The sequence below is a fragment of the Serratia sp. TSA_198.1 genome, from assembly GCF_052686505.1.
This window is the reverse complement of the sequence record NZ_JBQZFP010000002.1, coordinates 247,193-268,715: the sequence shown is the minus strand read 5'-3', so window position 1 is coordinate 268,715 and position 21,523 is coordinate 247,193. Positions and strand designations below refer to the sequence as shown.

General features: G+C 57.5%; 18 protein-coding genes. 9 read left to right on the top strand and 9 right to left on the bottom strand.

Features of this window, described 5'->3' with window-relative positions:
• The first annotated feature begins 62 nt into the window (after positions 1-62).
• The gene (locus tag ACUTSW_RS12640) at positions 63-2,342 is read left to right on the top strand and encodes a TonB-dependent siderophore receptor (RefSeq protein ID WP_445584569.1); all 2,280 of its coding nucleotides are present in this window, start codon (positions 63-65) and stop codon (positions 2,340-2,342) included.
• A gap of 45 nt (positions 2,343-2,387) precedes the next feature.
• Here ACUTSW_RS12640 and ACUTSW_RS12635 read toward each other — a convergent pair whose 3' ends face one another.
• The 3 genes from ACUTSW_RS12635 to budA all read right to left on the bottom strand — a co-directional run bounded on the left by ACUTSW_RS12635 (position 2,388) and on the right by budA (position 6,671).
• Positions 2,388-3,983, bottom strand: a complete 1,596-nt coding sequence (locus ACUTSW_RS12635) for an ABC transporter substrate-binding protein (RefSeq protein ID WP_445584568.1) — start codon at positions 3,981-3,983, stop codon at positions 2,388-2,390.
• A gap of 181 nt (positions 3,984-4,164) precedes the next feature.
• On the bottom strand, positions 4,165-5,850 hold the full coding sequence (gene alsS / locus ACUTSW_RS12630) for an acetolactate synthase AlsS (protein WP_166728597.1): 1,686 nt from the start codon (positions 5,848-5,850) through the stop codon (positions 4,165-4,167).
• Between the two features lie 41 nt (positions 5,851-5,891).
• Positions 5,892-6,671, bottom strand: coding sequence for an acetolactate decarboxylase (gene budA / locus ACUTSW_RS12625; protein ID WP_004947651.1), 780 nt, complete (start codon positions 6,669-6,671; stop codon positions 5,892-5,894).
• 524 nt (positions 6,672-7,195) lie between these two features.
• Here budA and ACUTSW_RS12620 point away from each other — a divergent pair.
• Positions 7,196-8,155: a LysR family transcriptional regulator gene (locus ACUTSW_RS12620; RefSeq protein WP_434461006.1), complete on the top strand. Its 960-nt coding sequence runs from the start codon at positions 7,196-7,198 to the stop codon at positions 8,153-8,155.
• Here ACUTSW_RS12620 and eutC read toward each other — a convergent pair.
• Positions 8,134-8,925 carry an ethanolamine ammonia-lyase subunit EutC gene (eutC, locus tag ACUTSW_RS12615; protein WP_004947655.1) on the bottom strand — a complete coding sequence of 264 codons (792 nt, stop codon included), beginning with the start codon at positions 8,923-8,925 and terminating at the stop codon, positions 8,134-8,136. The two genes, ACUTSW_RS12620 and eutC, sit on opposite strands and share 22 nt — an antisense overlap.
• Positions 8,925-10,307: an ethanolamine ammonia-lyase subunit EutB gene (locus tag ACUTSW_RS12610; RefSeq protein WP_004947658.1), complete on the bottom strand. Its 1,383-nt coding sequence runs from the start codon at positions 10,305-10,307 to the stop codon at positions 8,925-8,927. The genes eutC and ACUTSW_RS12610 overlap by 1 nt, the downstream gene beginning before the upstream one ends.
• A 214-nt stretch (positions 10,308-10,521) precedes the next feature.
• Between ACUTSW_RS12610 and ACUTSW_RS12605 the strand changes: the two genes are divergently transcribed.
• Positions 10,522-11,070: a nucleotidyltransferase family protein gene (locus ACUTSW_RS12605; protein WP_445584567.1), complete on the top strand. Its 549-nt coding sequence runs from the start codon at positions 10,522-10,524 to the stop codon at positions 11,068-11,070.
• 59 nt (positions 11,071-11,129) lie between these two features.
• Complete coding sequence (locus ACUTSW_RS12600; protein WP_445584566.1) at positions 11,130-11,606, top strand: FlxA-like family protein; 477 nt, start codon at positions 11,130-11,132, stop codon at positions 11,604-11,606.
• 1 nt (position 11,607) lies between these two features.
• Here the strand turns inward: ACUTSW_RS12600 and ACUTSW_RS12595 are convergent, their stop codons facing one another.
• Positions 11,608-12,528, bottom strand: coding sequence for a LysR family transcriptional regulator (locus ACUTSW_RS12595; RefSeq protein ID WP_445584565.1), 921 nt, complete (start codon positions 12,526-12,528; stop codon positions 11,608-11,610).
• 94 nt (positions 12,529-12,622) lie between these two features.
• On the opposite strand from ACUTSW_RS12595, the gene ACUTSW_RS12590 reads away from it, so the two are divergent.
• On the top strand, positions 12,623-13,615 hold the full coding sequence (locus ACUTSW_RS12590) for a bile acid:sodium symporter family protein (RefSeq protein WP_445584564.1): 993 nt from the start codon (positions 12,623-12,625) through the stop codon (positions 13,613-13,615).
• Positions 13,616-13,644: 29 nt separating this feature from the next.
• On the opposite strand, the gene ACUTSW_RS12585 is transcribed toward ACUTSW_RS12590, so the two are convergent.
• The 3 genes from ACUTSW_RS12585 to zipA all read right to left on the bottom strand — a co-directional run bounded on the left by ACUTSW_RS12585 (position 13,645) and on the right by zipA (position 16,955).
• Positions 13,645-13,860 carry a DUF3820 family protein gene (locus ACUTSW_RS12585; protein WP_004947672.1) on the bottom strand — a complete coding sequence of 72 codons (216 nt, stop codon included), beginning with the start codon at positions 13,858-13,860 and terminating at the stop codon, positions 13,645-13,647.
• Positions 13,860-15,881: an NAD-dependent DNA ligase LigA gene (ligA, locus tag ACUTSW_RS12580; RefSeq protein WP_445584563.1), complete on the bottom strand. Its 2,022-nt coding sequence runs from the start codon at positions 15,879-15,881 to the stop codon at positions 13,860-13,862. The genes ACUTSW_RS12585 and ligA overlap by 1 nt, the downstream gene beginning before the upstream one ends.
• A 78-nt stretch (positions 15,882-15,959) precedes the next feature.
• Positions 15,960-16,955, bottom strand: a complete 996-nt coding sequence (zipA, locus tag ACUTSW_RS12575; protein ID WP_445584562.1) for a cell division protein ZipA — start codon at positions 16,953-16,955, stop codon at positions 15,960-15,962.
• Positions 16,956-17,176: 221 nt separating this feature from the next.
• Between zipA and cysZ the strand changes: the two genes are divergently transcribed.
• The 4 genes from cysZ (at position 17,177) to ptsI (ending at position 21,519) form a co-directional block, all read left to right on the top strand.
• Positions 17,177-17,938, top strand: a complete 762-nt coding sequence (cysZ, locus tag ACUTSW_RS12570) for a sulfate transporter CysZ (RefSeq protein ID WP_063201435.1) — start codon at positions 17,177-17,179, stop codon at positions 17,936-17,938.
• Positions 17,939-18,121: 183 nt separating this feature from the next.
• Positions 18,122-19,090: a cysteine synthase A gene (cysK, locus tag ACUTSW_RS12565; RefSeq protein ID WP_004947678.1), complete on the top strand. Its 969-nt coding sequence runs from the start codon at positions 18,122-18,124 to the stop codon at positions 19,088-19,090.
• Between the two features lie 397 nt (positions 19,091-19,487).
• The gene (gene ptsH, locus ACUTSW_RS12560) at positions 19,488-19,745 is read left to right on the top strand and encodes a phosphocarrier protein Hpr (RefSeq protein ID WP_004947679.1); all 258 of its coding nucleotides are present in this window, start codon (positions 19,488-19,490) and stop codon (positions 19,743-19,745) included.
• 46 nt (positions 19,746-19,791) lie between these two features.
• Positions 19,792-21,519, top strand: coding sequence for a phosphoenolpyruvate-protein phosphotransferase PtsI (gene ptsI, locus ACUTSW_RS12555; protein WP_004947683.1), 1,728 nt, complete (start codon positions 19,792-19,794; stop codon positions 21,517-21,519).
• Positions 21,520-21,523 lie beyond the last annotated feature (4 nt).

The window sequence follows — 21,523 nt, the reverse complement described above, 5'->3', positions numbered from 1 at the left end:
CCTTCTCTCTGCCGGAGGCCTGTCTTCGGCCCCGGGAAAGGCAGCAAGGTAGGAACATTCAAATGAACCGCAAACTTTCACGTTATTCTTTAGCCACACTCATCGGGTTAGGGTTAGGCGCGTCCGCCTTTGCGCACGCCGCACAGCAAACTGATACCACCGCAGAAACCGATACCGCCGCCAAAAGCAAAAAAGCCGCCGCCGAGGACACCATTGTCGTCACCGCTGCCCGACAGAACCTGCAGGCTCCGGGGGTATCCACCATCACCGCCGACGAAATCAAAAAACGCCCTCCGGCGCGCGATATCAGCGAACTGATCCGTACCATGCCCGGCGTTAACCTGACCGGCAACTCCACCAGCGGCCAGCGCGGCAACAACCGCCAGCTCGATATTCGCGGCATGGGCCCGGAAAACACCCTGATTCTGATCGACGGTATTCCGGCCAGCAGCCGCAACTCGGTGCGCCAGGGGTGGCGCGGCGAACGTGACAGCCGCGGCGATACCGCCTGGGTGCCACCGGAGATGATCGAACGCATCGAAGTGCTGCGCGGCCCGGCCGCTGCACGCTATGGCAACGGCGCCGCCGGCGGCGTAGTCAATATCATCACAAAAAAGAGCACCAAAGATCTGCACGGCTCGCTGAACACTTATTTCAACGTGCCGCAGCATAAGCAGGAAGGATCTACCAAGCGCACCGACTTCAGCCTGTCCGGCCCGCTGAGCGACCAGTTGAGCTTCCGCCTGTTCGGCGGCTACAGCAAAACGCAGGCCGACGCCTGGGATATTAACGAATCGCACAAATCCGAACGCGCAGGCGCTTATGCCAGCAGCATTCCCTCCGGGCGTGAAGGGGTGGTCGACAAAAACATCGACGCCCTGCTGCACTGGGACTTCGCCCGCTTGCAGTCGCTGGAGTTTGAATATTCCTATGGCCGCCAGGGCAACCTGTACGCAGGCGATACGCAAAACACCAACACCAACGCGCTGGTGCAAAGCAACTACGGCAAAGAGACCAACCGCATCTACCGCGAAACCTTCGGCCTCAACCATCGCGGCGCCTGGGACAACGGAGTCAGCACCAACAATTACGTTCGGTTCGAGCGCACGCGTAATACGCGTCTGAACGAAGGTTTGGCCGGCGGTACCGAGGGTATTTTCGACACCAAAAATGAAGGCTTCGGCACCACCAAGCTGGACGATTTTCTGGCGCACAGCGAAGTCAGCGTGCCGTTTGAATTGGGCGTCACGCAAACCGCCACGCTGGGCACCGAGTGGAACCAGCAGCGCATGAAGGATGGCACGTCAACCAGCCAAACGCTGATGGGCGGCACTATTCCTGGCACAGAGACCGGCACCCGTAGCCCTTACGCTTCGGCGAATATCTTCTCGCTGTTCGCCGAGGACAATATCGAGCTGACCGACAGCACCATGCTGACGCCCGGCCTGCGTTACGATCACCATTCCGAGGCCGGTAATAACTGGAGCCCGGCGCTAAACCTGTCGCAAGAGTTGGGCGACAACTTCACGCTGAAAATGGGCATCGCCCGCGCCTACAAAGCGCCGACGCTGTTCCAGACCAACCAAAACTATTTGCTGTACAGCAAGGGGCAAGGTTGTGCGGCCAGCGATACCAAAAATGGCTGCTATCTGCTCGGCAACGACGATCTGAAGGCGGAAACCAGCGTCAACAAAGAGATCGGGCTGGAGTTCCATCATGAAGGCTGGCTGGCCGGGGTGACTTATTTCCGCAACGATTACCGCAACAAGATCGAGGCGGGCAACAGCAAAATCGCCACCAGCAGCACGGGTACGGCAGTTTATCAGTGGGAAAACGTGCCGAAAGCGGTCGTACAGGGCCTGGAAGGTACACTGAACGTACCGATCAACGAGACCCTTTCCTGGAGCAACAACGCCACCTACATGATCGAGAACAAGAACAAGAGCACCGGCGATTATCTGTCGGTGATCCCTAAATTCACGATCAACTCGACGCTGAGCTGGCAGGCGACCCAGGAACTGTCAATGCAATCGACCCTGACCTGGTACGGCCGTCAGAAGCCGAAGAAGTACAACTATCAGGGTAAACCGGCGACCGGCAGCGAAACCCGCGAGGTCAGCCCTTACGCCATCGTCGGCGCCAGCGCCACCTATGACGTCACCAAAAACGTCAGCGTCACCGCCGGCATCGACAACCTGTTCGACAAACGCCAGTTCCGCGCCGGCAACGCGCAAAACGTTGGCGATCCCAACACCGGCGCCATCAACATCGCCGGAGCAGGCGCTGCAACCTACAACGAACCGGGCCGCACTTATTATATGAGCATCAACACGCATTTCTGATGCCTGTTGAGAAACACCGGGGGCTGCCATGCAGCCCCCTTTTTATTATTTCTCCAGCGATACCTGTTTGAAGATGTGCTTGCCGAACGGGTCGATCTCGTAGCCTTTCACTTCTTTGCGCACCGGCTCAAAAATGGTCGAGTGGGCAATCATCAACGCCGGCATCTGCTCATGCATCATTACCTGCGCCTGCTCATACAGCGCCACCCGCTTGGTATGATCGTTCTCTTCACGCGCCTGCAGGATCAGCTTATCAAACGGCGGGTAGCACCATTTGGCCGAGTTTGAACCGCCGTTGGCCGAAACACAGGTAAACAACGGGCCGAAGAAGTTATCCGGATCGCCGTTGGCGGTAGTCCACCCCACCAACGCGGTCTGGTGTTCGCCATTTTTGAGCCGCTGCAAGTACTCGCCCCACTCGAAAGTGACAATTTTAGCCTTCACGCCAATCTTCGCCCAATCGGACTGGATCATCTCCGCCATGCGTTTGGCGTTAGGGTTGTAAGGCCGCTGCACCGGCATCGCCCACAGGTCAATCGCAAAACCCTGGCCCAAACCGGCTTCCTGCAGCAGTTGCCTGGCTTTCTCCGGCGCATACGGGTAATCCTCAATCTTGTCGTTGCTACCCCACTGGGTCGGCGGCAGCAGGTTCTTCGCCTGCTGGCCCGCACCGTGAAACACCGCTTCGATAATCGCCGGTTTATTCACCGCCATCGCCAGTGCCTGGCGCACTTTGACATTATCCAGCGGTTTCTTCTGGGTATTAAACGCCAGGAAGCCGATATTCAAGCCGGATTTCTCCATCACCTGAATGTTTGGGTCCTGCCGCATCCGCGCTAAATCCGCCGGGTTGGGGAATGGCATCACCTGGCATTCATTTTTTTGCAGTTTGGCATAACGCACCGCGGCATCCGGGGTTATCGAGAACACCAGACGGTCAATCTTCGGTTTGCCCTCCCAATAGTGGTCGAACGCTTTATAGAGGATCTTCGCGTCTTTCTGATACTGCACCAGTTGGAACGGCCCGGTGCCGATCGGGTCGTTATCGACCCGCTGCGGCGTGCCGGCCTTCAGCATCGCATCGGCATATTCCGCCGATAAAATGGTGGCGAAATACATGCCGAGATCGGCCACGAACGGCGCTTCGGCGCGCGAAAGCTCAAAGCGCACTGTGCTGTCGTCCACTTTGACAATCTTGTCGATCAGCGTGCCGAACTCCATGGATTCGAAGTTGGTGTAAGCGCCGTTGGAGACCTTGTGATACGGATTATTGGCGTCTTTTTGCCGCATGAAGGAGAAGATCACGTCGTCGGCGTTGAAGTCGCGGGTTGGGGTAAAGAACTTGTTACTCTGGAATTTCACGCCCTTGCGCAGATGGAAAGTGTACTGCTTGCCGTCCTCGCTCACTTCCCAACTTTCCGCCAGGCTGGGTTGCAGCTCGACGGTGCCGGTTTTGAAATCCACCAGCCGGTTGTAGATTGTCGCAGAACTGGCGTCTACGGTGGGGCCCGAGGTGAACAGCTGCGGGTTGAACCCTTCAGGCGAGCTTTCGGAACAATAAACCAGCGTGCGGGCGTGCGCACCGCCCATCATCGCCAGAGCCAACAATCCCAGCGTCATCGTGAGTGCTTTATTTTTCATCCTGCCATCCCCAGTGGTTATACCCGTCGCCTGGCCGTAACTCGACATTCATAGGGTATAGAAAACGGACCCGACGGATACCAATAAATCATGCAGTTAGGGTTGTAAAGCACAAATTTCGAGCATAAAAAACGGGGTGCGCCGCAAAGGCCGCTCCCCGTGGTTAACCGACATAATGAAATTAAATCATCTGGCTGAAGTTCATCTGCGCCATCAGTTTGTAGTTGTCGGCATAGTCGACCGGGATCGCCACCACCACCGGTCCCTCAATTTCCATCGCTTTACGCAGCATCGGCCTCAGGTCTTCTACCGACTGCACGGCAAACCCCACCGCGCCGCAGGATTCCGCATAGGCTTTAAAATCGATCGGGCCAAATTCCACGCCGGATTTGCGTTGGTACTTGTTCACTTCCTGCATTTCCACCATGTTGTAGGCGTTATCCACCCAAATCACATGCACGATGTTATTTTTCAGCCGCACCGCGGTTTCCAGCTCCATGCTCGACTGCATAAAACCGCCGTCGCCGGAGATAGACACCACTTTGTCCCCCGGGCGCACCAGCGCTGCGCCAATCGCCCACGGCAACGCCACCCCCATGGTCTGCTGGCCGTTGGAGATCAGCAGTTGTCTTGCGCGGAAGCTATAGAGATAGCGCGCGATCCAGATGTGAAAACTGCCCATATCCACGCACAGCGTCACGTCGTCGCTGACAATATCCTGCAGCTCTTTCACGATACGCAGCGGATGGATCGGCATGCCGCCACGGCGTGCGGCGCGTTCCGCCAGTTCGGTACGCTGCCGCCCCAGATCGCTGAGGATCAGTTCAACCTCTGCCGGCACGCTCACCACGGCGCTGAAGGCTTCGGTCATCATATCCAGGGTCGCGCTGATATTCCCCACCAGCTCCACGTCCGGGCGGTAACAGGTATCGATATCCGCCGGCAACACGTCGATATGCACCAGCTTCAGTTTGCCCTGGCTGTTCCACATGCAGGGATCGTATTCGATCGGGCCGTAGCCGACGCTGACCACCAGATCGGCTTTCTGCAACAGTTGATCGGCCGGCTGGTTGTTGAACAACCCGACGCGGCCGGCAAACCTGGCGAAATGATTGACGTCGATCACCCCCGCCGCCTGATAGGTGCCCACCACCGGCATATGGGTGCGGTGCAGCAGATGACGCACCGCCTCGCTGTTTTCCGGGCGGCTGGCCTGCAGACCCAACAGCATCACCGGACACTTCGCCTGCTGGATCAATTTTACCGCCGTGCGAATGTCATCGGCGGCGGCGGCCCCCATGCGTGGCAGGCGGCACCCCGCCAGCACCGGCGCACTGACAGGTTCATTCACGATGTCCATCGGCAAGCTGATGAACGATGCCCCAGGCCGGCCAAACTCAGCATGACGGAAAGCATTGGCGATCACTTCGGAAATCGCCACGCCGGCATGAACTTCGGCGCAATATTTGGTCACCGGCCGGAACATGCTGACGGTATCCATGCTCTGGTGGGTCTGTTTGAGGTTATCGGCGCGCTTCACCGCACCGCCGATCGCCACCACCGCATCCCCTTCCGAAGTGGCGGTCGCCAGCCCGGTGATCAGGTTGGAACTGCCAGGCCCGGAGGTCACCAGCGCCACACCGGCCTTACCGGTCAACCGCCCGACCGCCGCCGCCATAAACGCCGCATTGGCCTCGTGCCGAACCACCACCGTTTCTATCGACGGCGCGTCCTCCAGCGAATCGAATACCCGGTCGATTTTCGCCCCCGGAATACCGAACACGTATTTGACGCCCTGCGCTTCCAGATTTTTCACCACCAAATCTGCGCCACACGCCCAGTTATTGTCTGTTTTTGCCTTGTTCATGGAACACACCTCCTGAAAATACACCAACGGCTGTCGCGGAATTAACCCTCGGCAGAACGAATCGCGCGGTCCAAATCCTCCGGACAGAGGTCGGCGCGCAGAAAATCCGCATCATGCGGCAATTGAAGATTGAGACGGGTGATCACCCCAAATTGCAGGCGACCGTGGTCGAGCTGATAATCCAGCACGTGGCCGCCGCCGCTGCGATCGTCGGTAACAAAGTGCTCGTGATAACCGGCTACGCCGACCCCCTGCATATAGTCCGGCGAACGGAAGCCAACCAGGGTTCCCTGCCGCTTGAGAAAGGCAAAGGTCGGTTGCTCCTCGATTGCCTCCAGCATCGGGCGATAGGGCCGCTCCTGACGCGGCACGGTGCGGGTTTCCACGTGGCTGAATTCACCGTCGACGCGCACCGCGCAGAACAGGTTCGGCGAAGCCACCTGCTCATCAATGCACTGGTGCAGTTGCGCTTTGGTGATAGGGCGATCGAAGCTTTGGGTAACACTGGGTTGGAAAAAGGTGACAACGGCAAAAGGGGTTTTCTGATCATGCCTGGCCGGTCGCGCGCTGCCGTCGGCGCGCAGTTGATGAATTTCATCATCAAAGGCGATCAATTCGCCATCGAGGTGGTTGAAGGTGCCCAGGCCAAAGTTGCCGTGCCGAAGCAATTCGGCAATGGTCACTTCCCCTTCGTAGACGCCGCTGATTAACGCGCTCATCAGCGAGATTTGATAGATTTCACCCTCCCCGGCAATCACTGACTGCCTGGCGAAACCCTGCACCAAATGGTGCGCACAGGAACAACCCTGCTTTTCGTTCATTACGTACTCCTCCACCAGCACGGTGCGAAATGCCCCCGCGCGTTCAAAAATGCCCACCTGAAAGGTAAGCAAAGATGTCACCGACGACGCGTTCAGGTGGAACGATTCAGCCAACGGCGACAAAAAAACCGGCACGGCAGGCCGGCGACGCTCAACCTCAACAACGGTTTAGATTCACTAATCATTGTTGGCGGGCACAGCGTCAAATTGAACGTTTACTCTGGTATTGAAGCAGCAATCACTGTCGCAGGCGCATGGCGGTGCCTGGGAGAATGGGGTTGTTTTAAGGTCTAAAATCCGCTTGATTTATACATTCAGTCTGCTGGCAAAGCCCGTTATTAGGGAGAGCGTGCCGAAGGGGTCGTAACGGCCTTGGCCGTCGGAGCGCCCCTCGGTGCGCCAGGCCCGGGTATCTCGGTCGTAAAAACACCGTTGTCATCAAACTCGTTTATCTATTTTTCTCTTTGCGGCGGGATTCCGGTTCGCTCTTACCGTCCGTAAGCCCCAGAAAAAGAGTAACCGCAATGCGGTGGGCAGAGAACACGGTATTCATAAGAAACGCTTTTGCATATAATGCAAAGATGAATGACGCCCGCTATGTTGAACATCTGCCGATATTTCTCGAAGTGGCCCTGCTGGGCAGCTTCTCCGCTGCCGCCCGCAAACTGGGTATGGTGCCCTCTTCGCTGGTTCGCCACATCGACGCGCTGGAAAGCGCTCTTGACGCTACGCTGTTTATCCGCTCGACACGCGGCCTGATGCTGACGGATGCCGGGGAAATGCTGAAGGCGCGGGCGGCGGCGCTGCTGTCGGACATCACCGACATCCGCGCAGAGCTGGCCTCGCTGAGTGATGTGCCGCAGGGAACGTTGCGCATCAGTTGCCTGCCGACCTTTGGCAAGACCTACATCCTGCCGCTGTTGCCGACGCTGGCTGAACGCTACCCGCAGCTGTTTGTTGACCTGGATCTGACCGAACGCCAGACCGATCCGACGCAGGAATTGCTGGACGCCGCCATCCGCATCGGCGAACAGAAAGACAGCGGGCTGTACGCCAGCCGAATAGCCACTCAGCGCTGGGTCATGTGTGCCAGCCCCGACTATATCGCCCGCTATGGCTGCCCAGAGGACCTGAACGCGCTACCGGAACATCGGCTGATTGCCCGTTATAATAAACAGCAACCGGCCTGCTGGACGCAAATCCTCAGCGGTCAGCTACTGAACCGTTGCAGTATGGTACTGCGCTGCAACGACTTTACCGCCCAGCGCCAGGCGGCGCTGCTTGGATTGGGGATCACCTTTTTACCCAACTGGGTGGTTGGCCCGGATATCCAGGCCGGCCGCTTGCAACCCGTGCTGGAGGATCCGCGCCAGGAACAACAGGGTATCTACCTGCTGCGACCGGTGGCCAAGATCTCCGCCCGGTTAAACGCATTCACCACCCTGCTGCAGCAAAGTATCGGTCAGCCCCCCAGTTGGGAATGAAGCGGCGATACCCGGCCATACAACGCAGGGTTATCGCTTTCGTCTTTCAGTTCAATCCCGGTCAGACCCCGCTGGAACGCCTGTTCCAGCAGCCACGCCAGCTTGAACGCTGCCTGCGGGTAATCCAGCCCTTCAGGTCGAACGTTGGAGATACAGTTACGCTCCGACTCGCGCCGCCGGGTGTTCGGCCCCCAGGTGAGGTAAATTCCCAGGCTGTCCGGCGAGGACAGGCCCGGCCTCTCGCCAATCAATATCGCTACCGCTTTTGCCCGCAGACACTCGCCGATATCATCCCCCAGCGCCACCCGCGACTGATGCGCCAGCACCACGGGCGCTACGGATAGCCCTAACAGATCGAGATAAGGCCGCAGCGCCTGCAACAAGGGTAACGCCTGACGGTGCACCGCCTTGGAAGACAGGCCGTCCGCCACCACCAGCAGCAAATCGGCCGCCTTGTCCGGCAGGCCCAGCAGCAGACTGCGGCTGTCCGCCGCCAACCGCCGCCCCAGATCCGGCCGGCTCAGGTAGGCGGTGCGATCAGCGGCCTGACTGTGCACCGTCAGCGTCTGCCAGCCACTCTCCTGCAACGCCCCGCCCAGCGTATCGCTGTCGAACGGTTGGTGTACCGCATCGCGCGCCTGCGCATGCGCCAGACCGAATTTAAGCAGTTCCCCGGTGGGCAGGCTGGCGCCGGTGCGCCCCAACGCGATACGCGCATCGGTAAAGGCGCGCAGCGCATCCCAGCTGTTGACGTGAACCGGTTTATTCATCAACTCTCTCCCTGCAACGCCAGCAACAACGGATGGTTGGAGGCCGTATCGCGCAGCCGCCCCAGTTCGTCGGTGATATGCATTTTCACCAACCAGTCGGCAAACTCCGGTGCGTGTTTGAGCCCCAGCAGTTCGCGGATATACAACGCGTCGTGGAAGGAGGTGCTCTGATAATTGAGCATGATGTCGTCCGCTCCCGGCACGCCGATCAAAAAGGTTAATCCGGCGGTGGCCAACAGTGTCAGCAACGTGTCCATGTCATCCTGATCCGCCTCCGCATGATTGGTGTAGCACACGTCGCACCCCAGCGGCAGGCCGAGCAGCTTGCCGCAGAAGTGATCCTCCAACCCGGCACGAATAATCTGTTTACCGTCATACAGATATTCCGGGCCGATAAATCCGACCACGGTATTGATCAACAACGGAGAGAAATGGCGCGCTACCGCATAGGCGCGCGCCTCGCAGGTTTGCTGATCGACGCCGTGATGCGCATTGGCCGACAGGCAACTGCCCTGCCCGGTTTCGAAATACATCACGTTATTGCCCAGCGTGCCGCGATTGAGGCTCAACGCCGCCTGCTGCGCCTCCGCCAGCAGCGCCAGATTAATGCCGAAGCCGGTGTTGGCGGCTTCTGTGCCGGCGATCGACTGGAACACCAGATCCACCGGCGCACCGCGTTCCATCAGCCGCAGCGTGTTGGTGACGTGCGTCAGCACGCAGGACTGTGTGGGAATGGCGAAACGCTGGATCACGTCATCCAGCATGTAATTGAGCTTTTCCAGCAGCGGCAGGCTGTCGCTGGCCGGGTTGATGCCGACCACCGCGTCGCCGCTGCCGTACAACAGGCCATCGAGCATGCTGGCGGCGATGCCCTGCAGGCTGTCGGTCGGATGATTGGGCTGCAAGCGCACGCTGATGCGGCCTGGCAGGCCGAGAGTATTGCGAAATCGCGTCACCACCCGGCACTTCTTCGCCACCAGGATCAGATCCTGATTGCGCATAAGTTTGCTCACCGCCGCCGCCATTTCAGGCGTAATTCCGGCGGCGACCTGCGCCAGCATTGCGCTGTCCGCCTGCTCGCTCAGTAACCAGTCGCGGAAATCCCCCACCGTCAGGTGGGAGATCGGCGCAAAGGCCACGGCATCATGGCTGTCGATAATCAGCCGCGTGACCTCATCTTCTTCGTAAGGCACCAGCACCTGCTGCAAAAACGTTTTCAGCGGTACCTCCGCCAGCGCAAGGCGCGCCGCCATGCGTTCCTCCGCGCTCTCCGCCGCCACCTCCGCCAGATAGTCGCCGGAACGGGCCGGTGACGCCTTTGCCATCAGTTGGCGTAAATCATTGAAACGGTAGCTGCGCCGGCTAAGCGTTGCCTGATACATAGCGCTCCCCTGTTCTGCCCGGAATGATCACCGGAAGTTGCAAACCCTGTACCAAGTGTAGTCAGCCGACAGATGAATTTATTTTTTACAGGAAATCATTCAGTTAATGCCGTTTACCGCCAGGCTCCGGGCAGCCTGAGCCTGCACTAAAATCATGCATTGCATTCCGCCGGCGAGCGCTTCGGGTTACAGTAGCCGCAACAAAGGAGAGGCAATGAACCGGCATCAGCAAATTATCCAGTGGTTACAGCAAGATAACGAAAGAATGACCCTGTTGCGCACCGTACGGCGGCTCGGCCTGAACGACTGGTGTCTGGGCGCCGGATTTGTACGCAATCTGGTGTGGGACCGGCTCCACGGTTATGCCTCCCCGACACCGCTCAACGACATCGACGTGATTCATTTTGATCCGCAACGGTCGGAAGCGGAGCGCGATAGGATGCTGGAGGCGCGCCTGCAACAGTGGTTGCCGCAGCCGTGGTCGGTGAAAAATCAGGCTCGCATGCACCTGCGCAGCGGGCGGGCGCCCTACCTCAACAGCGAGGATGCCATCAGCTTTTGGACCGAACTTGAAACGGCGGTTGGCGCGCGTCTGAACGCCGATGACGGCATCCAACTGGTAGCGCCTTTCGGCCTTGAGCGACTGTTCGACGACACCATTACCTTCAATGCCAAAAACGGCGATATCCACACCTTCGAGCAAAGAGTGGCCGACAAAGGCTGGCTGCAGCGCTGGCCGCGGCTACGGCAAGTTCGCGGGTAAAGTTTTACCCGCCGCTGCCGATACCTTGAGCAGAAACATCAAGACTCAGGGAGAGCATCATGTCCACCAGCATTACCATGATCGTGCCGGTAAAAAACACCGTACCCGGCGTCAGCAACGTCTTCAGCGCCCCCGGCAAACAGGGCCAGGTGCTGATGGCCAAGCCTGTCAATCAGCAGCCCGAAGGCGGTAAACCCAAAGAAACCGAAGGCGCCGGCAGCGATGAACAGGTCAATATCTCGGACAGCAGCGCTTCGGCACGCATCAAGGCGCTGAATAAACAGATCCAGGATCTGCAACAAAAACTGGTGGCTCTCAAAGACTCGGGCGGCGATGCCAAAGAGATCGAAAAACAGAAACAGCTGATCCAGGCGCAGATCAAAATGCTGCAGGCCGAAATCGAACGTATTCAGAAAGAAGAAATGGAAAAGCAGCAGCAGGAACAGATGGCGAAAGCCGCCTCCGGCAGCGCCCCGGTCAAAGGCGATGGCGTCAATCGCCCCACCGCGCTGAATGCCGTGGATGTGTATATCTGATTCAATAATCCACCTGTTGGCGGCGTTGCTGTTGCAACAACGCCGCCTGCTGCCCCACTACCTGCCAAATCACCTCCGCAGCCGGCGTCAACGAGCGGTTTTTACGCCGCACCAGCATCAGCGCACGATTAATTTCCGGCACCAGCCGACACACTTTCAATTGCCCGCCTTCCGGTAGCGGTAACGCCAGCGCCGGGAAAATGCTGATGCCGATACCCGCCGCCACCATGGGAAACAGCGTCGCCGGGTGACCGATTTCCTGCACCACCGGCGCTTCCACTCCCTGCTGACGCAAAGCGCTGTCAATCAATGGCCGACTGCCCGAAGCATAATCCTGCAATACCAAACGGCTGCCGTTCAGTGCCGACCAGTGCACCTCGGGCAATGCGGCGAACGGGTGATCGCAGCGGCACAGCAGCAGGAAGGGTTCATGTAGAATCGGCTCGCAGTCCAGATCCACCGCCTGGACCGGATCCACCACTATGCCAAAATCCACCTCGGCGTTACGGATGCTGTGCAGCACCTGCTGTTGCGCCTGGTCACGCAGCATGATGCGAATATCCGGATACTGCTGCTCCCCGGCGGCGATGCATTGCGGCATCAGGTGGGCGGAGATAGTCTGGCTCGACGCCACGCGCACCGTGCCGCTGCGCTGCACGCCAAAGCTGCGTGCATCCAGCAACGAGGTCTGCAATTCATCCAGCAGCCGTTCCACGCGGTTAGCCAGCCGCTGCCCGGCGTCGGTCAGCACCACTTCGCGCGTGGTACGGTCCAGCAGGCGCACACCGATCTCCGCTTCCAGTTCTTTCACGCTGTGGCTGACCGCCGACTGGGTCAGGCCAATAGCCTCACCGGCCCGGCTGAAGCTGCGATGCCGGGCAATGGCGACAAAAACTCTGAGCTGCTTGATGGAATAATTCATGTATTTTTTTCATAAATAAATTAAATAAATCAATTTAATTATTATATCCCGCAACGCCACAATAAGCGCATCATTTTTATTCGAGTACGCCACCATGAGATTCCTGCCCGACCGCTTTACCCTGACGCTGCTCGCCACCGTATTGCTGGCGTCGTTCCTGCCTGCGCGGGGCGAATTTGTCGGCTGGCTAAACGTGCTGACCATCGCCGCCATCGCCTTGCTGTTTTTTATGCACGGCGCCAAGCTGTCTCGCGAAGCCATTCTGGCCGGCAGCAACAACTGGCGGCTGCATCTGTGGGTGATGTTCAGCACCTTTATCATTTTTCCGGCGCTCGGCGTGCTGTTTAAATGGTGGTCGCCGATCGACGTCAGCCCAGAGCTGTATTCCGGCTTTATCTACCTGTGCATTCTGCCCGCCACCGTGCAATCGGCCATCGCCTTTACCTCGCTGGCGGGGGGCAACGTCGCCGCCGCAGTGTGCAGCGCGTCGGCCTCCAGCCTGCTGGGGATCTTCGTCTCACCGCTGTTGGTCGGGCTGCTCATGAACGTCCACGGTGAAACCGGCAGCCTGCAACAGGTCGGCTCGATTGTGCTGCAACTGTTGGTGCCCTTCGTCGCCGGCCATTTGTCACGGCCGCTGATCGGCAAGTGGATCGAACGCAACCGCAAGCTTATCGGTAAAACCGACCAGACCTCGATTCTGCTGGTGGTCTATGCCGCCTTCAGCGAGGCGGTCACGCACGGTATCTGGCATCAGGTGGGCATGGGTTCGCTGGTGTTTATCGTAGCGGGCAGCATCGTCCTGCTGACGATCGTGCTGGTGGTGAACACTTACATGGCGCGCTGGATGGGCTTTAGTAAAGCCGACGAAATCACCATAGTGTTCTGCGGCTCGAAGAAAAGCCTGGCGAACGGTATCCCGATGGCCAATATCCTGTTCCCGGCTTCAACCGTGGGGATTATGGTTTTGCCACTGATGGTGTTCCATCAGGTGCAATTAATGACTTGCGCAGTGTTGGCGAGACGTTATCAGAAGAAACAGCAGGAAAAACAGGGGGCGCTTAACGCAGAAGCGTCGCGCGGATAAACGAAACGGGCTTTCGCCCGTCTGTCTGTTCAACTCTTTTTTAACGGCTTGACCAGGTGGTCAAGCCCTTCGATTTTAATCGCCAGCGTCATTTCCATCAGCATGCCGAGTTTGCCGTTGGGGAACTCGCCTTTGCGGGCGAACCACAGCAGATACTCTTCAGGCAGGTCAATCAGCGCCCGCCCTTGGTACTTGCCAAACGGCATCAAGGTATTGGCGATCTCGATCAGATTCTCTTTTTCCATCAGACACCCAGCAGGCGGATCATTTCCGCTTCATCGATCACTGCAATGCCCAATTCCTGCGCCTTCACCAACTTGGAGCCGGCCGCTTCGCCGGCAATCACCAGATCGGTCTTTTTCGAGACGCTGCCGCTGACCTTGGCGCCCAGCGCCGTCAGACGATCTTTAGCCTCATCGCGTGAAAGTTGGCTCAACGAACCGGTCAACACCACGGTTTTACCGGCAAACGGGCTGTCGATCTCTTCCGCCGCTACCACCACCACTTCCGGCCAGTTGATGCCAATCTCGGCGCCAATCAGTTCGTCGATCACCTTCTGGTTAAGCTCTTCGTCGAGGAAATGACGCACATGCTTCGCCACCACCTCGCCGACGTCCGGAACTTGTTTCAGCGCGTCGATATCGGCGGCGTACAGCTTTGGAAGCTCACCGAAGTGCGCCGCCAGGTTGGCCGCCGTGGCCTCGCCCACTTCGCGGATGCCGAGCGCATACAGGAAACGGGCAAAGGTGGTCCGCTTGGATTTCTCCAGCGCGTTGACCAGGTTCTGCGCCGACTTCGGCCCCATGCGATCCAACCCGGTCAGAATACCTGCGGACAGGCGGAATAAATCGGCCGGATTCTTCACATATTCTTTTTCTACCAGTTGCTCGATGATCTTGTCGCCCATGCCGTCGACGTCCATCGCGCGCCGGGAAACGAAGTGCTTCAGCGCTTCTTTACGCTGCGCGGCGCAGATCAGCCCACCGGTGCAACGCGTTACCGCCTCGCCTTCAACCCGCTCCACATCGGAACCACAGACCGGGCAATGCAGTGGGAACACTATTTCACGCGCGTCCTGCGGACGGCGATCCTCAATCACCCCGACCACCTTCGGGATCACGTCACCGGCACGGCGCACGATCACCGTATCGCCGATGCGCAGGCCCAAACGTTCGATCTCGTCGGCGTTGTGCAGCGTGGCGTTGCTGACGATCACGCCGGCAACCTGCACCGGTTCCAGTCGCGCCACCGGCGTTATCGCCCCGGTACGCCCAACCTGGAATTCCACTTCGCGCACCACGGTAATTTGTTCCTGCGCCGGGAACTTGAATGCCGTCGCCCAACGTGGCGCTCGCGCCACAAAGCCAAGCGTTTCCTGCAGATCGATATCATCAATTTTGACCACCACGCCGTCGATATCGAATCCGAGCTGCGCGCGGTCCTGTTCTACCTGGCGGTAGAAAGCCAATACTTCGTCGCTGCCGGTGCAGCATTTGACGCGATCGCTGACCGGTAAGCCCCAGTTTTTAAACTGCATCAGGCGCTGCCAGTGACTGCGCGGCAGCTCGCCGCCTTCCAGCAGACCAACGCCATAGCAGAAAAAGGTCAGTGGGCGTTTGGCGGTAATGCGCGGATCGAGCTGGCGGATAGAACCGGCGGCGGCGTTGCGCGGGTTGGCAAATATCTTGCCGTCCTTGCGACGCGCCTCTTCGTTCATCTGCTCGAAGCCGGCCTGCGGCATAAACACTTCGCCGCGCACTTCCAGCCGACGCGGGATATTGTCGCCGCTCAGACGCAGCGGGATGGCGCGGATGGTACGCACATTGGAGGTAATGTTCTCACCGGTGGTGCCGTCGCCGCGCGTGGCCGCACGCACCAGTTCGCCGTCTTCGTACAGCAGGCTGACCGCCAGACCGTCCAGTTTCAGCTCGCAACAGAAAGTGAGCGGATCGTTGCTCTTCAGGCGATCCTGCACGCGTTTGTAGAACGCCAGAAAACTTTCTTCGTCGAATACGTTATCCAGCGACAGCATCGGCACTTCATGCCGCACCTGGTCGAACGCCGCCAGCGGAGCGGCACCCACGCGCTGGGTCGGCGAATCGGCGGTGATCAGCTCCGGGTGCGCGTTTTCCAACTCACGCAGCTCATTCATCAGACGATCGTATTCCGCATCCGGCACTTCCGGCGCATCAAGCACATGATATTGGTATTCGTGATGGCGCAGTGAGGTTCGTAGTTGATTGATTTGTTGGATTATCGATTCCATGGCTCACCATCAAAGATAAAAAACCCCCGGCAAGCGGGGGCTTTGTTGTTACGGATATTCAGTGCGCGTCGCTACCGGTCAGGCGTTGCTTTCCAACACTTCGCGGATGCGCGCTTTGTAGGTTTCCAGCTTCTGCGGGGTCATCATACGGCGCTCATCGTCCAGCACCACACCGCCCACGTCGTCGGCGATTCGCTGTGCCGACTGCAGCATCAGCTTGAAGTTCTGATTAGCGTCGCCATAAGACGGCACCATCATGAACATCGACACGCCCGGCGTGGAGAAATCGGACATCATGTCGGGATCAAAAGATCCCGGCTTGACCATATTCGCCAGGCTGAACAGCACAGGGCCGCTGCCTGCCGGGCTGATATGGCGATGGAAAATCCCCATTGCGCCAAACTGGAAGCCCGCTTGCAGCACGCTCTGCAGCAGAACTTCGCCGCCGATCACGCCACCCTGATGTGCGGTAACGTGCAGCACCAGTACGGTTTCTTTCAGTTTTGCCGGTTTAATGGCTGCCGGAGCAGGCTGAGGTTCCACCGCCGCTGGTTTCACTTCCAGCTGCGGCTGATGCGCAGGTTCGGCGCGGAACGCCGGCTCTGCTGCAGTCGCCACAGGCGGCAGATCGTCAACGCGCGGTTCACGACGCGGCGCAGGCTGCTGCGGCTCGTCGTCTGCGTCCTGCGCGTAGTTGTCCAGCAGGATGTCATCATAATCCGGCCGCTGAGACAGCGGTGGCGGAGACTGATGAGCAGCCGGTTGAACGGCACGTGGCGTAGGCTCGGCCGCCGGAGCAGGCTTCGGCGCAACCACGGGTTCTTCGCGTGCGGCATCAAAATGACCAAACGACGGCTCATCGTGCGGGTTGACGGCGCGTACACGCACCTCTCCCACGCCTTCATCGAGATCGTCGATCGGGGATTGTTCACGTTCTTTTTTAGAACGCTTGGCTGGGCGATCGCGGAAAAGCGACGAGCGTTCTTTGCGACTGGTCCACAGACCGTGCAATAACAACGCTATTATGGCGATCGCGCCAACAACGATTAATATCAGACGCAAATCCTGCATCATTGCTATCTCTGTTGTTCCAATACATTGCCACCGCGGCAAACATTCACTCTTTAACTCTATTTGCCCGAGCACACAAGTGCAAGTCCGTGCTGAACTTTATGCCAATAAAGATGATTATACTGCCTTTTTTTGCTGTTTTTTCAGCCAATGACACCCTAGCCAGTAGAAAATCATCCCGATATGATAGCGATGCCTGTTCAGACAACGAGATAACTTAAGATATGTCCTATACGCAGTCACCTTCTCACTCCACCAGCGGCTTTCATTATTTTGCCGAAGGTTGGCGCCTGATTTCGCGCCCGGGGATTAAACGCTATGTCGTCCTGCCGTTGCTGGTCAACGTGCTGCTGATGGGCTCCGCTTTCTGGTGGCTGTTCAGCCAACTGGGCGATTGGATCCCCAGCATGATGAGCCACGTGCCCAACTGGCTGCAGTGGCTGAGCTATCTGCTGTGGCCGCTGGCGGTCATTTCCGTCCTGCTGGTATTCAGCTATTTGTTCAGTACCCTCACCAACCTGATTGCCGCACCCTTCTGCGGCCTGCTGGCCGAACATCTGGAGGGCAGCCTGACCGGCAAGCCGCTGCCGGACACCGGCATCTTCGGCATTGTGAAGGACCTGCCGCGCATCATGGCGCGTGAATGGCGCAAACTGGCGTACTACCTGCCGCGTGCTCTGCTGTTGCTGATACTCTATTTCATTCCGGGGATCGGCCAAACGGTGGCGCCGGTGCTGTGGTTTTTGTTCAGCGCCTGGATGCTGGCGATCCAATATTGCGACTACCCGTTCGATAACCATAAGGTGAGCTTTGCCGATATGCGTCGTGCGCTGCGTCAGCATAAAACCGACAACCTGCAGTTTGGCGCGATGGTCAGCCTGTTCACCATGATCCCCATCCTTAATCTGGTGATCCTGCCGGTCGCGGTTTGCGGCGCCACCGCCATGTGGGTCGACCGTTACCGTACACAATTCGTTCGTTCCTGAGCCGTTTCATTCCCCGCATTACGATTAATTCTTCGACAGGGCGCGCAATTTGCGCCCTTATCGTTGTGCTTAAAACTTATTTCCTAATAACATATCGATATACCAATTCTTTACTTCCCTGCCGGTACTGTTAGCGTATGCTTTCGATGTTCCCCACATTTTCATAGAGTTAAAGGACGGGCTATGAGCAAGATATACGAAGACAACTCATTAACGATCGGCCATACGCCGCTGGTTCGTCTGAACCGTATCGGCAACGGACGCATTCTGGCCAAGGTTGAATCACGCAACCCAAGCTTCAGCGTTAAATGCCGCATCGGTGCCAATATGATTTGGGACGCAGAAAAACGCGGCATCCTGGTCGCCGGCAAAGAACTGGTAGAACCGACCAGCGGTAACACCGGCATCGCTCTGGCCTTCGTCGCCGCCGCACGCGGCTACAAACTGACGCTGACCATGCCGGAAACCATGAGCATCGAGCGTCGCAAGCTGCTTAAAGCGCTGGGGGCCAACCTGGTGCTGACCGAAGGCGCAAAAGGCATGAAAGGCGCCATCGCCAAGGCGGAAGAAATTGTCGCTACCGATCCGGAGCGTTACCTCATTTTGCAGCAGTTCAGCAACCCGGCTAACCCCGCCATTCATGAGAAAACCACCGGCCCGGAAATCTGGGAAGACACCGATGGCGAGGTCGACGTTTTCATCTCAGGCGTCGGCACCGGCGGTACGCTGACCGGCGTCAGCCGCTACATCAAAAACACCAAAGGCAAAGCGATCACCACCGTGGCGGTAGAGCCTACTGATTCTCCGGTGATCACGCAGGCGTTGGCCGGTGAAGAAATCAAACCGGGCCCGCACAAGATTCAAGGCATCGGCGCCGGCTTTATCCCCGGTAACCTGGATCTCGATCTGGTTGACCGCGTAGAACAAATCACCAACGACGAAGCCATCAGCATGGCGCGCCGTCTGATGGACGAAGAAGGCATTCTGGCGGGCATTTCCTCCGGGGCGGCCGTGGCGGCAGCGGTGAAAATCGCTGAAGAAGCCGACTTCGCCGACAAAACCATCGTTGTGATTCTGCCGTCCTCCGGCGAACGCTACCTGAGCACTGCGCTGTTTGCCGATTTGTTCACCGAGCAAGAATTGCAACAGTAGTGCCAGCTGTGCACAAATAGCTAAAAAAGCACCTTCCGGGGTGCTTTTTTGTGGACTGGATCAAAGTTTATAGCAGTTGAAGATTGATTTTACCCGCCAGCTTTAGTATTTAACGGTGCATTATTTCGATGCACAAAATTAATCACCCTCCGCCCCATGTTTTAAGCTGAATCGATTTACTCGTTTGTCGCAGCTGCGTTAAACACGGCATAATGGAGAGCTGATTGAAACGACGGCAGAAGCCAATTTTTTTTGATCTGAAGGGCCAAATTCGTCGTTTTCTGTTGCATCAATACTCGCCCCTGTACCATAGTCAGGCGCTAACCAGACAAGCTAAAGTAATACCCTTGGGCTAAACTTTAGCTCCACAACACACCAATAAGTTGGGGAAACATCAATGTTCCAGCAAGAAGTTACTATTACCGCTCCGAATGGTCTGCACACTCGCCCTGCCGCTCAGTTCGTTAAAGAAGCCAAAGGCTTCACATCTGACATCACCGTGACTTCCAACGGTAAAAGCGCCAGCGCCAAGAGCCTGTTCAAACTGCAAACTCTGGGGCTGACCCAAGGGACCGTAGTGACCATCTCTGCTGAAGGTGAAGACGACCAGAAAGCCGTTGAGCACTTGGTAAAACTGATGGCAGAGCTTGAGTAATCGGCCCGTCTTTTTAGTTAAAACCAGTCAAGAGTAAGGTAGGGTTATGATTTCAGGCATTTTAGTATCACCGGGTATCGCTTTTGGTAAGGCTCTCCTACTGAAAGAAGATGAAATTGTCATCAACCGGAAGAAAATCTCTGCAGACCATGTAGAGCAGGAAGTCTCGCGTTTTCTGGCTGGCCGCGCCAAAGCGTCCGAACAGCTGGAAGCGATCAAGACCAAAGCTGGCGAAACCTTCGGCGAAGAAAAAGAAGCCATCTTCGAAGGCCACATCATGCTGCTGGAAGACGAAGAGCTTGAGCAGGAAATCATAGCCCTTATCAAAGACGATCTGGCTTCTGCCGATGCGGCAGCCTACACCATCATTGAAGGCCAGGCGAAAGCGCTGGAAGAGCTGGACGATGAATACCTGAAAGAACGTGCGGCTGACGTACGCGACATCGGTAAACGCCTGCTGCAGAACATTCTGGGCCTGGCTATCGTCGATTTGAGCTCCATCCAGGACGAAGTGATCCTGGTTGCAACCGATCTGACCCCGTCTGAGACCGCGCAGTTGAACCTGGACAAAGTGTTGGGCTTCATCACCGATCTCGGCGGCCGTACTTCGCACACCTCTATCATGGCGCGCTCCCTGGAACTGCCGGCAATCGTAGGCACCAGCGACGTAACCAAGCAGGTGAAGAACGACGATTACCTGATTCTGGACGCGGTTAACAATAAAATTTACGTTAACCCAACCGCTGACGTTATCGATCAGCTGAAAGCCGCACAGACCCAGTACGTTACCGAGAAAAACGATCTGGCCAAGCTGAAAGATCTGCCGGCGATTACGCTGGACGGCCATCAGGTTGAAGTCTGCGCCAACATCGGCACCGTGCGCGACGTCGCGGGTGCAGAGCGCAATGGCGCTGAAGGTGTCGGCCTGTATCGTACCGAATTCCTGTTCATGGACCGCGACTCGCTGCCAACCGAAGACGAGCAGTTCCAGGCCTATAAAGCCGTTGCGGAAGCCGTGGGCGCACAAGCCGTGATCGTCCGCACCATGGACATCGGCGGCGACAAAGACCTGCCGTACATGAACCTGCCGAAAGAAGAGAACCCGTTCCTCGGCTGGCGCGCCATCCGTATCGCCATGGACCGCAGAGAAATCCTGCACGCCCAGTTGCGCGCCATTTTGCGCGCCTCCGCGTTCGGCAAGCTGCGCATCATGTTCCCGATGATCATTTCCGTCGAAGAAGTACGCGATCTGAAAGGCGAACTCGAGACGCTGAAAGCGCAGTTGCGTGAAGAAGGCAAGGCGTTCGACGAAACAATTGAAGTGGGCGTAATGGTGGAAACACCAGCTGCGGCGGTGATTGCCCACCATCTGGCGAAAGAAGTCGACTTCTTTAGTATTGGGACAAACGATCTAACCCAGTATACTCTGGCGGTAGATCGCGGCAACGAGCTGATTTCTCATCTCTATAACCCGATGTCCCCATCAGTGCTTGGCCTGATCAAACAGGTCATTGATGCATCTCACGCAGAAGGCAAGTGGACCGGCATGTGCGGTGAACTGGCTGGCGATGAGCGTGCTACACTGTTGTTATTGGGCATGGGGCTGGATGAGTTCAGCATGAGTGCGATTTCAATCCCGCGCATCAAGAAAATTATTCGTAATACGAATTTCGAAGATGTGAAGGCGTTGGCAGCGCAAGCCTTGGCACAGCCAACGGCGCAAGACCTGATGAATTGCGTGAATAAATTCATCGAAGAAAAAACGCTCTGCTAAACTT

Coding starts and splice junctions, on each gene's coding strand:
- ptsH (WP_004947679.1), top strand. CDS start 19,488: ATGTTCCAGCAAGAAGTTACTATTACCGCTCCGAATGGTCTGCACACT.
- ACUTSW_RS12600 (WP_445584566.1), top strand. CDS start 11,130: ATGTCCACCAGCATTACCATGATCGTGCCGGTAAAAAACACCGTACCC.
- ACUTSW_RS12585 (WP_004947672.1), bottom strand. CDS start 13,860: ATGGAAAAAGAGAATCTGATCGAGATCGCCAATACCTTGATGCCGTTT.
- ligA (WP_445584563.1), bottom strand. CDS start 15,881: ATGGAATCGATAATCCAACAAATCAATCAACTACGAACCTCACTGCGC.
- cysK (WP_004947678.1), top strand. CDS start 18,122: ATGAGCAAGATATACGAAGACAACTCATTAACGATCGGCCATACGCCG.
- budA (WP_004947651.1), bottom strand. CDS start 6,671: ATGAACGAAAAGCAGGGTTGTTCCTGTGCGCACCATTTGGTGCAGGGT.
- alsS (WP_166728597.1), bottom strand. CDS start 5,850: ATGAACAAGGCAAAAACAGACAATAACTGGGCGTGTGGCGCAGATTTG.
- ACUTSW_RS12635 (WP_445584568.1), bottom strand. CDS start 3,983: ATGAAAAATAAAGCACTCACGATGACGCTGGGATTGTTGGCTCTGGCG.
- ACUTSW_RS12640 (WP_445584569.1), top strand. CDS start 63: ATGAACCGCAAACTTTCACGTTATTCTTTAGCCACACTCATCGGGTTA.
- ACUTSW_RS12595 (WP_445584565.1), bottom strand. CDS start 12,528: ATGAATTATTCCATCAAGCAGCTCAGAGTTTTTGTCGCCATTGCCCGG.
- ptsI (WP_004947683.1), top strand. CDS start 19,792: ATGATTTCAGGCATTTTAGTATCACCGGGTATCGCTTTTGGTAAGGCT.
- ACUTSW_RS12605 (WP_445584567.1), top strand. CDS start 10,522: ATGAACCGGCATCAGCAAATTATCCAGTGGTTACAGCAAGATAACGAA.
- eutC (WP_004947655.1), bottom strand. CDS start 8,925: ATGAATAAACCGGTTCACGTCAACAGCTGGGATGCGCTGCGCGCCTTT.
- ACUTSW_RS12620 (WP_434461006.1), top strand. CDS start 7,196: ATGCGGTGGGCAGAGAACACGGTATTCATAAGAAACGCTTTTGCATAT.
- zipA (WP_445584562.1), bottom strand. CDS start 16,955: ATGATGCAGGATTTGCGTCTGATATTAATCGTTGTTGGCGCGATCGCC.
- ACUTSW_RS12610 (WP_004947658.1), bottom strand. CDS start 10,307: ATGTATCAGGCAACGCTTAGCCGGCGCAGCTACCGTTTCAATGATTTA.
- ACUTSW_RS12590 (WP_445584564.1), top strand. CDS start 12,623: ATGAGATTCCTGCCCGACCGCTTTACCCTGACGCTGCTCGCCACCGTA.
- cysZ (WP_063201435.1), top strand. CDS start 17,177: ATGTCCTATACGCAGTCACCTTCTCACTCCACCAGCGGCTTTCATTAT.